Here is a 10,474-nt window from a genome sequence, read left to right on the forward strand (position 1 = left end):
ACCGACCCGGAGTACTCGACGATGGCGTTCCTGAAGGGTCTGAAGCAGGTCGACGGGTGGCAGGACATGCCGCTGACGAAGGCCGCGCAGACGGTGCAGGTGTCGGCGTACCCGGACCACTACGCGCAGTGGGAGCAGATGGCCGCCGACCTGGTGGCCGAGCACTGGAACAGCTGACCCGAGCAGTGTGAACGACTGCCGCTGGCCGGTACCCCACCCGGGGTGCCGGCCAGACGCATGTCCGGAGCCGGGAAGCGCGGAGCCGGCCCGGTTGCGCAGGCGGGAGCCGTACCCGCCGGCGCGCCGGCCGTCGTGACGCCCGTCAGGGGCGGCGGCCGTCGTGACGGCGGTGGCCGAGGGTGACGTCGACCAGGGCCGCGACCAGCGCGAGGGCGATCACCCCGGCGGCCAGCAGTAGCGAGTGCCGGAACGCGAGCGGGAAGTCCCCGTCGCTGGCGGCCAGCGAGGAGAAGAAGACCGAGCCGACGGCGGCGATGCCGGCGGCGGAACCGATCCGCTGGCCGGTCTGGAGCATGCCCGCCCCGCTGCCCGCCTGCCGCACCGGCACCTGGGACAGCGTCAGGGTCTGGTTCGGCGCGATCACCAGGCCACTGCCCAGCCCGGCGACCAGCAGGGGGGCGGCGGTCAGCCACGGCACGGGTACGCCGCTGGGGGCCAGTTCGAGTACGACGACCACCGCGCCGAGCCCGACCACCACGGTGAGCAGCCCGACCGCGACCAGTGGGCGCCCGAAGCGGTCGACGATCCGGCCTCCGAGCGCCGACGCCGCGGCCGAGCCCAGCGCGAACGGGGTGATGGCCAGGCCGGCGATCAGCGCGCTGTAGCCGAGGCCGTTCTGGAGGAAGAGCGTGAAGATGAAGAAGATCGCGGTGAACCCGCCGAAGTAGACCAGCGCGATCAGCGAACCCAGGGCGTACGACCGGAAGCCGAACAGCCCCAGGTCGAACAGTGGTTCCTGGCGTCGGGCGTACCACCGTTCCCACGCCCCGAAGCCGGCCAGGGTGAGCAGCCCCACGGGCACGAGCAGCCACTTCACCGGGTTCCGCCACTCCTGCTGCACCAGCGGCAACAGCACGAGCAGCACTCCGGCGCCGAGCAGCAGCACCCCGACGGGGTCCAGCCGCCGGTGGTCGCGTGGGCCGGCCGGTCGGGCGGGGAGCAGCCGCCAGCCGAGGACCACCGCCAGGACGCCCACCGGCACGTTCACGAAGAACACCCACCGCCAGCCGTGCTCCTCGCCGCCGACGGCGATCAGCAGGCCACCGAGCAGCGGGCCGACGGCCGTGGAGATGCCGATGGTGGCGCCGAGCAGCCCGAACGGGCGGCCCCGCTCGGGGCCCTGGAAGAGCTCCTGGATCAGCCCGGTGACCTGCGGGTTGACCACGCCGGCGGCGGCGCCCTGGAGCAACCGGGCCGCGATCAGCCAGGCGGGGGAGGGGGACAGTCCGGCCAGCGCGCTGGCCACCGTGAACAGGGCGATCCCGAAGACGAACGCGGCACGCCGGCCGCGCGCGTCGCCGAAGCGGCCGGCGGAGACCAGCACCAGCCCGAACGTCAGCGCGTACCCGGACAGCACCCACTGCAGGTCACTGGGGGAGGCGCCGAGCGAACGGTCCATCGACGGTACGGCGACGTTGACGATGCTGACGTCGAGCAGCGTCATGAAGGCGGCGACCAGCCCGACCCCGAGGGCCTGCCAGCGCCGCCGGTCGTACGGGGACGCGGCGGGTTCGGCCGGTGGCGTACCCGCCGGGCTCATCGTGCCTCCCGTGGACCGGTGATCGGGCATCGCTGAGCGCTACCCCGGTCCCCGGGAGGCGAACCATCACGTGTCGGGCGACGGCTCACGCCATCTGGCGGGCACAGAACCGGGGTCCGAAGTCCAGCCCGGCCATGGGGGAGTCCTCCCGGTGCAACAGGTTCTTCTCGGTGAGCTGGTGCAGCGGCTCGCGCAACTGCTCCTCGGTGAGGCCGGCCTCCTCGGCGATGAGGTCCGGGTACGGCACCTGCCCCCGGGCCTCCAGCGCGGCGACCGCGTCGTACACCCGTTCCTCGACATCCGACAGTTGCACCTGCCGCATGGCCCTTCCTCCTTCGCCTGTCCCGCCCCCGTGCGGGCGGTTGCGCCGCGCGGTTACCCGGTGGGCGTCCGAAGATGCCCACCCGATCGGGGGGTGCCGCCGGTCGCGCCGACGCTGCCCGCGCGCCGGGGGTTGCCCTAGGCTGCACCAGTGATCGTCTGGGATCTCGCCGTCGTCGGTGCCGGCCCCGCCGGGCTCGCCGCCGCCCGCGCCGCCGCCCGCGCCGGCCTGCGCACGTTGGTCGTCGAGCGCGCCGCACACCCGCGCTACAAGACCTGCGGGGGCGGCCTGATCGGCACGTCGCTGGCGGCGGTGGCCGGCCGGATCGAGGTGCCGGCGCACGACCGGGTCGACCGGGTGACGTTCACCCGGGACGGGCGGCGCCGGTTCACCCGCCGCCATCGCGGCGGGCCGCTGGTGAGCATGGTGCGCCGGGAGGAGTTCGACGACCGGCTGCGCGCCGCCGCGGTCGCCGCCGGCGCCGAGGTCCGCGAGCGGGTCGCGGTCCGCGCCGTCGAGCAGGACCCCGACGTCGTACGCCTCAGGCTCGCCGACGGGGACACGGTGCACGCGCGGGCGGTGATCGGGGCGGACGGTTCCTCGGGCGTGACCGCACGGCACGTGGGGGCCCGTTACCGGCAGGTGGACCTGGGGCTGGAGCTGGAGCTGCCCGTGTCGCCGCGGGAGCAGGCCCGTTGGCGGGGCCGCCTCCTGCTGGACTGGGGCCGGCTGCCGGGCTCGTACGCCTGGGTCTTTCCGAAGGGCGACCGGCTGACGGTCGGCGTGATCGCGGCCCGGGGTGAGGGGGAGCGGACCAGGGCCTACCTGCGGGGGTTCGTCGAGCGGCTGGGCCTGTCCGGGGTGGAGCCGGCGCACGACTCCGGTCACCTGACGCGCTGCCGGACCGAGGACTCGCCGCTGCGCCGGGGGCGGGTGCTGGTCGCGGGCGACGCGGCCGGGCTGCTGGAGCCGTGGAGCCGGGAGGGGATCAGCTACGCGTTGCGTTCCGGCGAGTTGGCCGGCGCGGCGGTCGCGGCCGGTGACCTGGCGGGGTACGAGCGCGCGGTCGCCCGGGACCTGGTGCCGTCGATGCGCGCCGGGCATCGGCTGCTCGACGTGTTCGCCCGGCGGCCGGAGGTCTTCCACGCGTTGTTGGCCACCCCGCCGGGCTGGTGGATGTTCGTGCGGTTCTGTCAGGGCCGGGCGAGCTTCGACGAGACGCTGGACCGCGCCCCGGTCCGGGCGGCCCTGGCGCTGCTGGACCGGTAGGGCCGGTGGTCCGGAGGTCGTTCCCGGCCGCGTGACCCGCCCGGCTCGGCCGGGCCGTCGAGCGGACGACCTGGCGAGGGGCCGACCGGAGCCCGCCCCACCGTTCCACCCAGGATCCTAGGATGCCCTAGCGGTGGTGGCGCTCGACGCCATCCACCGCACAGAATGATGACGTCGAGGGAGAGCAGCCATGGCAGAGGACCACTCCGGGGTGTCGTTCACCGACGACGAGTACCGCTTCCTGCGGCACGTGCGCTTCGGCGAGCTGCCGCCCGCGGTCCGTCCGGAGGAGCGGACCGCGCTGACCGAGACCGACCCGCGGCGGGACCAGCCGGATCCGGGCGACGAGCGCGACCGGTGGGACCTGCGGAACGGGGCCTGACCGACGCCACGGGAGCTGAAACGGTCACTCCGCTCGAAGCCGGTCCACCGACGACGGGGACCCGCCAACGCCCCGCGCCGGGTGAAAACCGGGCGGGGTCGCCGCGTCGGCGCTGCTAAGGTTGCCGCCATGGCACGAGGTATCTGGTCGCAGAAGGTCCGCTCCGCCCGCTGACGGCGGCGCCCTCCCTCTGCTGAATCCGCGCTCGCCGTCCCGGTTCCCGCCGGGCGGCCGCCTGCTGCTGCCCGGCTCCACCACGAGCTGCGGAGCACCGTTGAACCTCACCCCGAACCCCGAAGCCATCTCCCCGCCCGTCACCCCGGGCGGCGTCGCACACGTCCGCGCCGACGGCGTCACCGTCGTCCGTGGGTCCCGCCGGGTCCTGACCAACGTGTCGGTGACCGTCTCCGCCCGGTCGCGGGTCGCCGTCGTCGGCGAGAACGGCCGCGGCAAGACGACGCTGCTGCACGTTCTCGCCGGCCTGATCGCGCCCGACGAGGGCACCGTGCACCGGGCGGGCACGATCGGCCTGGCCCGCCAGGAACTGGCCGTGCGCGACGGCGCGACCGTCGGCACCCTGACCTCGGAGGCGCTGGCCGCGTCGTTCGCGGCCCTCGCCGCGTTGGACGAGGCGTCCCGGGCCCTGGCGGCCGGCGATCCCGGTGCCGGGGACCGCTACGCCGCCGCGCTCGACGACGCCACCGGCCTCGACGCGTGGGACGCCGAGCGTCGCGTCGACGTCGCGCTCGAGGCCCTGGGTGCGTGCACGGACCGCCGGCGTGCGCTGTCGACGCTCTCGGTCGGGCAGCGCTACCGGGTACGGCTGGCCTGCCTGCTCGGCGCGCGCCACGACGTGCTGCTGCTCGACGAACCGACCAACCACCTCGACGCCGACGGGTTGGACTTCCTGACCCGCAGGCTGCGCGAGCACGGCGGCGGCCTCGCCGTCGTCAGCCACGACCGGGCGCTGCTGCGCGACGTCGCGGACCGGTTCCTCGACCTCGACCCGACCCGCGACCGGACGCCGCGCCTGTACGCCGGCGGCTACGACGCCTGGCAGGACGCCCGGCGGCGTGACCGCGAATCGTGGGAGCAGGACTACGACGAGCAGCAGGCCGAGCATCGCCGGCTGACGGACGCGGTGGCGAAGGCCCGCGACCGGCTCTCCACCGGCTGGCGGCCGGACAAGGGAACCGGCAAGCACCAGCGCCAGTCCCGCGCGCCAGGCGTCGTGCAGGCGCTGAACCGGCAGCAGGACGCCCTGCGGGCACACCGGATCGACGTGCCGGAGCCGCCGCCGACGTTGCGGTGGCCGGACCTGGGCGCCCGCCCGGGGGCGCCACAGGTGCGGGCGTACGGCGTGGTCGTCGACGGGCGCCTGGCGGGTCCCGTCGACCTCAGCCTCGACGGCGGTGACCGGCTGCTGGTCACCGGAGCGAACGGTGCCGGAAAGTCCACGCTGCTCGCGGTCCTGGTCGGGGCGCTCGAACCCACGGCCGGGCACGTGTGGAGGGCGACCGGGGCACGGATCGCCCTGATCACCCAGGAGACCGCCGAGCACGACCCCGGCCTCACCGCCCGTGAGGTGCAGGCCCGTCACGTGGGGCGGCTGGTGGCCCGCGGGGTGCTCCGCGACGCCGAGACGGTCGGGCTCGGGGCGCTGGGGCTGCTGGACTCCGAGGCGATGCGCACGCCGGTCGGGCGGATGTCGCAGGGGCAGCAGCGGCGCCTCGACCTGGCGTTGGCGTTGGCCGGGCGGCCCGGCCTGATCCTGCTCGACGAGCCGACCAACCACCTGTCGTCGGCGCTGGTGGACGAGTTGACGGCGGCGATCCGCGAGACGAGCGCCGCCGTGGTGGTGGCCACGCACGACCGGCAGTTGCTGCGGGACCTCGCCGACTGGCCGCGCCTGGAGCTCGGGGGCGGGGCCGCCGGCCGCGACCCACGCTGATCCGGCTTCATCCGGCCGGACACCCGGACGGGCCGTGGGCGATCCGCCCACGGCCCGTCCGGCGCTGGATCAGAAGACCGGCACGCCCTCGCGTACCAGCCGCCAGTTCGGCTGGTGGAAGTCGGCCGGGTCGATGGTGCCCCTGGCCTGCGCCCAGTCGATCAGCAGCTGGCGGATCTCCTGCTGCTCGTTGTAGACCTGGGTCTTGACGATGCCGGGGAAGTTGCCGCCGCCGCTGCGCCGGTAGTTGTTGACCGCCACCACGAACTGCGCGTTGTCCGCCACCGGCGTGTCGGTGCCGGGCAGCACCAGGCGGGTGACGCGCTGGCCCACCGGCTTGGAGATGTCGATGTCGTAGTCCAGGCCGGAGACGACGTCGTAGTTGTAGTCCGGCACGGCCGGGTCGCTGATCGTCGCCGGGTCGACCGGGGCGCCCGGGGCGAGGGTCCGGAAGTACTTCGCCGAGTACTCCAGGTAGGTGCGCACCTCGGCGCCGCTGAGTACGACGGCTTCGAGGGTGTTGTCGAAGACGTACAGCCCGGCCACGTCGCGGATCTTCACGTCGCCGGCGGGGAAGACGGCGGTGCGGCTGAACGGCGCCGCGATCGACAGCACCGGCAGGTCCGCGTACGACGTGCCGGCCAGCGCCTGACCGACGACCTCGGTCTGGACGTGGTTGATGAAGTCCAGGATCGGGGTGTCCCTGTAGCGGCTCTCGGCAGCCGACAGCTCCACGGTGGAGCGGGCGACAACCTGGTTGACGTACGCCACGGTCTTCTGGTGCTGTGCCCGCACGGCCGCGAGGACCTTCGGGTCCTCGACCACCGTGTTGGTGTTCAACAGGGCGGCGGTCTTCTTGGTGATCTTCCAGCTACCCCGCTCGCGGGTGAGCGTGAAGTCCATCCGGCTCAGCCGCTGGCCCCACTTCGACGGCTCGGTGAGCAGCACCTGCTCGCCGGTACGCTCGTTGGTCACGAACTTCTCGGCGACCTCGGCGTGGGCGTGGCCGAACAGGATCGCGTCGATGCCGGGGACCTGCTGGGCGATCAGCGCCGTCGGGTTCTCGATCGGCAGCTCGGGGCCGTAGCTGGAGGTGCCGCTGTCGCCGCCGTGGGCGGAGATCAGCACGATGTCGGCGCCGCGCGCCCGCATGATCGGCACGTACTTCGCCGCGGTGGCGATCATGTCGTCGAACCGCAGTTTGCCCTCGACGTTGGCCCGGTCCCAGATCGCGCTGCCCGGGTTGGTCAGGCCGAGGATGCCGACGCGCAGCGGCGGCGCGGCGAAGCCGACGGAGACCTTCTTGATGACGTACGGCAGGAAGGCCGGCTTGCCGGTGGCCACGTTGACGGCGTTGGCGGCCAGCGCCGGGAAGCCCAGCTGCGAGATCCACTTCGCCAGCAGCGGCAGGCCGTAGTTGAACTCGTGGTTGCCGAGCGTCACGGCGTCGTAGCCGAGCACGTTCATCGCGTTGGCCATCGGGTGCGTCTCACCGGTGCTGGTGATCGGCTCCTGCTTGGCGTAGAAGGTGGCGAGCGGTGTGCCCTGGATGGTGTCGCCGGCGTCGAGCACCAGCGTCGCCTTGCCGCGCCGCTCGGCGCGGATCCGCTTGACGAGGGCGGCCAGCTTGGCGACTCCGACGTCGTTGTGCTTGCTGTCGTCGTACTCGGCGTCGGAGTAGTAGTCCCAGTTGTAGACGTTGCCGTGGGTGTCCGAGGTGCCGAGGATCGTGAGGTCCCAGGTCCGCGACCGGGCCGCGCCGGCCGCCTGGGCGGGGGTGGCGGCGATCAGCGGGACGCTCGCCGCCGCGGCCGCGGCGGCGAGCACCGTCCGACGCGACGGGCCGGAGGGAGAGGTCATGAGGTGCCCTTCCGTGGGGGTTCGCGACGCCCGGTGAGCGCCGAGCGCACCATAAACGAGCCGCCGCCACTGCTGCCACAGCAGCCCCGGGTGTTTCATCCCACCGGCGCGTACGGGCCCGCCGGTGTAACACCGGGCCGGTCGTTTCCGCTCGCCGCCGCAGGGTAGGGCGGTGGAAGACCCACACCCGACCGGTGCGCGAGGAGACGTCGGTGACCGAGGACCAGCACACCCAGCAGGACCCCACCAGCCAGTACGGCCAGCAGGAGGGACAACCGAAGCAGCAGCAGACGCCGCCCGGGTCGACTCAGGAGATGACCCCGAAGCCGGACCACGGCGAGGAGTCGTACCGCGGCAGCGGCAAGCTCGAGGGGCGGCGGGCGGTCATCACCGGTGGCGACTCCGGCATCGGCCGCGCCATCGCCATCGCGTACGCCCGGGAGGGCGCCGACGTGCTCATCTCCTACCTGGGCGAGGAGGAGGACGCCGACGCCTGGGAGACCGTCCGGCTCGTCGAGGAGGCCGGCCGCAGGGGCATCGCGGTACGCGGCGACATCACCGACCAGCGGCACTGCCAGGAGTTGATCGAGCGGGCCGTACGCGACCTCGGCGGCATCGACATCCTGGTCAACAACGCGGCCTACCAGATGGCGCAGGAGGACGGCATCCTCGGCATCAGCGACGAGCAGTTGGACCGCGTGCTGAAGACCAACCTGTACGCGATGTTCTGGCTCTGCCGGGCGGCCGTGCCGCACCTGCCCGAGGGTTCGGCGATCATCAACACGTCGTCGATCCAGGCGTTCGACCCGTCGCCGCAGCTGCTGGACTACGCCACCACCAAGTCGGGGATCGCCAACTTCACCAAGGCGCTCGCCGCCGACCTGGCCGAGCGGGGGATCCGGGTGAACGCGGTGGCGCCCGGTCCGATCTGGACGCCGCTCATCCCGGCCACCATGCCGCAGGAGAAGGTCGAGAAGTTCGGCCAGGACACCCCGGAGGGCCGCCCGGGCCAGCCGGCCGAGCTGGCCCCGGCGTACGTCTTCTTCGCCTCCCAGGAGTCCAGCTACGTCACCGGCGAGATCCTCGGCGTGACGGGCGGCCGCCCCACGAAGTGACCCCGCCACACCCCCCTCGCCCCTGCCCTCGGCGTCGAGCACGCAGTTGTGGTGGGCGGGAGGTGGCGACTCGCACTTTTCGCGCGGCACCACAGGTGCATGTTCGGACGGGGGTGGGTGGGGCTGGGGTCAGCGGGGCCAGGGGGCCAGGCGGGTGCGGACCTGGGCTATGGCGGCGGGGTCCAGGCCGTAACGGGCGAAGCGGCGGTCGGGCAGCCGGTCCAGGTAGCGGCCGGCTGCCCGTACGTCCTCGTCGTCCAGGGCCGGGTCGAGTTGGCGGGCCAACTCCAGCAACTCCGCCACGTCATGGTGCTCGAGGGCGGCTGCGACGTCGATGTAGTCCCGGACCTCCCGCCGGTTGACCAGGGCGGCCGTCTTGTTCGCCATCAGGTCCCGCACGTCCATCACGGGCCCGAGATCCATGACCACCGGGCTGCGGTGCCGGTCCAGGCGGGCCAGGCTGAGCCGGATGAGTCGCCCGTCCCGGCTCACCACGAAGTCCCGCAGGTCCCGGTCGAAGCCCTCGAACAGCTCGGCCAACTCGCTGTCCGGGTCGGCGTCGGTCACCCCGAACCCGGCTCGCTCCAGGGCCGCCCGCACCCCGTCCGCCGCCGCGGCGGCGGCCCCCTCCACATCCGCGAAGAGATCCACGTCCTCCGTCGGGCGGGTGACCAGCCCGTGCGCGGCCCACGCCACCCCGCCGCCGAGCACGAACCGGTACGGCCCCGCGGCGGACAACGCCACCCGGGCCACCTCGCGGTAGAACTCGTGCGGGTGCGCGCTGCTCACGCCGTACGCAGCCCCCGGTGGCGGCTCTCCCACGCCTGGCGTACGCCCCGGGGCAGGTTGAGCAGCCGCCACACCCGGCGCAGCGTGCGCCCGTCGATGAGCAGCCGGAGGTCCTCCGCGCGGGTGGTCTCGCGCAGCACGTTCTCGTACATCCAGAGCAGTTCGTCCGGATCGCCCAGGTCGAAGGTGCGGTCCGCGTTCCACATCAGCCGCACCGGCAGCTCCACCACACCACGGGTGGGGCCGGTCAGCTCGGCGAGCGTGTGGGCCACCACGGCGGGCCGGCCCGGGCGGGCCAGGTGGGCCGCGCGGGTCGGTGCGGGGGAGAGGGCCTGCATGCTGTCAGGGTAACCCCAGGTCGGGCCGCTTGGGACTGCGGTTCCGGCCGGGTCGGGGGTGTTGTGGTCGCGTCTCGTCCATCGGTGCCTGGCTTTGTGGCGGAGATCCGACTGCGGCTCCGGTTCCGTTCCGGTTCGGGGAGATCTTGGTAGGAACGTGCCCCTCCAGGGGCCGATCCGCACCAAGATCTCGCGAATCGCCACCTGCCCCCGCTTGCGTCGCGTGTCCGGCTCCGGCGTCGGTGTCCGGGTGGGCTTGGTCAGGCCTGGGGTGGTCAAGTTCCCGGGGTGCGGGATGTCCGGTTTCGGCCTGTGACCGGGGCATCGTGGGGGCGGAATCGTGGGCGGGGTGGGGTCGTTACACCCTGCGTACGACCGAGCAAGGCCACGCCGCCCCGACGCGATTCCGGGCCCCGGGGCCCGGAATGTTGGCGGGCCGGTGGTCGTTACACATGGTCCGGCCGACGTGAGGGCAACCCCCGCCCCGCGAAACAGCCGGCCTCTTCCGAGCCGCACAGGTTCGAGCATCCGGCCGGGCACGGCCGAGCTGATCTTTCCTCTGGTACGACGCCGGAGATCCCTCCGGTTCGACTGGAGATCCCCTGATCTTCTTGGGCGCCGGACGGTGCTTGCACCCGCGCGAAAGCCGATCCCCCTTTTCGGCGTGT

Annotated in this window: 9 protein-coding genes; 4 read left to right on the top strand and 5 right to left on the bottom strand. The window is 73.3% G+C overall.

Features of this window, described 5'->3' with window-relative positions:
- Window positions 1–322: 322 nt before the first annotated feature.
- Both ACTMS2_RS29120 and ACTMS2_RS29125 read right to left on the bottom strand, forming a co-directional pair.
- Window positions 323–1,780 carry an MFS transporter gene (locus ACTMS2_RS29120; RefSeq protein WP_441178245.1) on the bottom strand — a complete coding sequence of 486 codons (1,458 nt, stop codon included), beginning with the start codon at window positions 1,778–1,780 and terminating at the stop codon, window positions 323–325.
- 85 nt (window positions 1,781–1,865) lie between these two features.
- Window positions 1,866–2,102, bottom strand: a complete 237-nt coding sequence (locus tag ACTMS2_RS29125) for a hypothetical protein (RefSeq protein ID WP_101409940.1) — start codon at window positions 2,100–2,102, stop codon at window positions 1,866–1,868.
- Window positions 2,103–2,252: 150 nt separating this feature from the next.
- Between ACTMS2_RS29125 and ACTMS2_RS29130 the strand changes: the two genes are divergently transcribed.
- The 3 genes from ACTMS2_RS29130 to ACTMS2_RS29140 all read left to right on the top strand — a co-directional run bounded on the left by ACTMS2_RS29130 (window position 2,253) and on the right by ACTMS2_RS29140 (window position 5,704).
- Entirely contained in the window at window positions 2,253–3,371 is a 1,119-nt protein-coding gene (locus tag ACTMS2_RS29130) for a geranylgeranyl reductase family protein (protein WP_441178246.1), read from the top strand.
- A gap of 190 nt (window positions 3,372–3,561) precedes the next feature.
- Window positions 3,562–3,753: a hypothetical protein gene (locus ACTMS2_RS29135; protein WP_441178247.1), complete on the top strand. Its 192-nt coding sequence runs from the start codon at window positions 3,562–3,564 to the stop codon at window positions 3,751–3,753.
- Between the two features lie 274 nt (window positions 3,754–4,027).
- Complete coding sequence (locus ACTMS2_RS29140; protein WP_441178248.1) at window positions 4,028–5,704, top strand: ABC-F family ATP-binding cassette domain-containing protein; 1,677 nt, start codon at window positions 4,028–4,030, stop codon at window positions 5,702–5,704.
- A gap of 69 nt (window positions 5,705–5,773) precedes the next feature.
- On the opposite strand, the gene ACTMS2_RS29145 is transcribed toward ACTMS2_RS29140, so the two are convergent.
- Window positions 5,774–7,564 (bottom strand): bifunctional metallophosphatase/5'-nucleotidase, encoded by a 1,791-nt coding sequence (locus ACTMS2_RS29145; RefSeq protein WP_441178249.1) that lies wholly within the window; start codon window positions 7,562–7,564, stop codon window positions 5,774–5,776.
- Between the two features lie 212 nt (window positions 7,565–7,776).
- Here ACTMS2_RS29145 and ACTMS2_RS29150 point away from each other — a divergent pair, with 212 nt between their 5' ends.
- Entirely contained in the window at window positions 7,777–8,679 is a 903-nt protein-coding gene (locus ACTMS2_RS29150) for an SDR family oxidoreductase (protein WP_441178250.1), read from the top strand.
- A 129-nt stretch (window positions 8,680–8,808) separates the two neighbouring features.
- On the opposite strand, the gene ACTMS2_RS29155 is transcribed toward ACTMS2_RS29150, so the two are convergent.
- Window positions 8,809–9,468, bottom strand: coding sequence for a nucleotidyl transferase AbiEii/AbiGii toxin family protein (locus ACTMS2_RS29155; RefSeq protein WP_441178251.1), 660 nt, complete (start codon window positions 9,466–9,468; stop codon window positions 8,809–8,811).
- Window positions 9,465–9,806 carry a hypothetical protein gene (locus ACTMS2_RS29160; protein WP_441178252.1) on the bottom strand — a complete coding sequence of 114 codons (342 nt, stop codon included), beginning with the start codon at window positions 9,804–9,806 and terminating at the stop codon, window positions 9,465–9,467. The genes ACTMS2_RS29155 and ACTMS2_RS29160 overlap by 4 nt, the downstream gene beginning before the upstream one ends.
- Window positions 9,807–10,474 lie beyond the last annotated feature (668 nt).

This window comes from Micromonospora sp. SD12 (genome assembly GCF_052068495.1).
Lineage (GTDB): Bacteria > Actinomycetota > Actinomycetes > Mycobacteriales > Micromonosporaceae > Micromonospora > Micromonospora echinofusca.

Bases quoted from the DNA above. Each gene is read 5' to 3' on its own strand.
- ACTMS2_RS29125 (WP_101409940.1), bottom strand. From the start codon at position 2,102: ATGCGGCAGGTGCAACTGTCGGATGTCGAGGAACGGGTGTACGACGCG.
- ACTMS2_RS29120 (WP_441178245.1), bottom strand. From the start codon at position 1,780: ATGAGCCCGGCGGGTACGCCACCGGCCGAACCCGCCGCGTCCCCGTAC.
- ACTMS2_RS29145 (WP_441178249.1), bottom strand. From the start codon at position 7,564: ATGACCTCTCCCTCCGGCCCGTCGCGTCGGACGGTGCTCGCCGCCGCG.
- ACTMS2_RS29135 (WP_441178247.1), top strand. From the start codon at position 3,562: ATGGCAGAGGACCACTCCGGGGTGTCGTTCACCGACGACGAGTACCGC.
- ACTMS2_RS29160 (WP_441178252.1), bottom strand. From the start codon at position 9,806: ATGCAGGCCCTCTCCCCCGCACCGACCCGCGCGGCCCACCTGGCCCGC.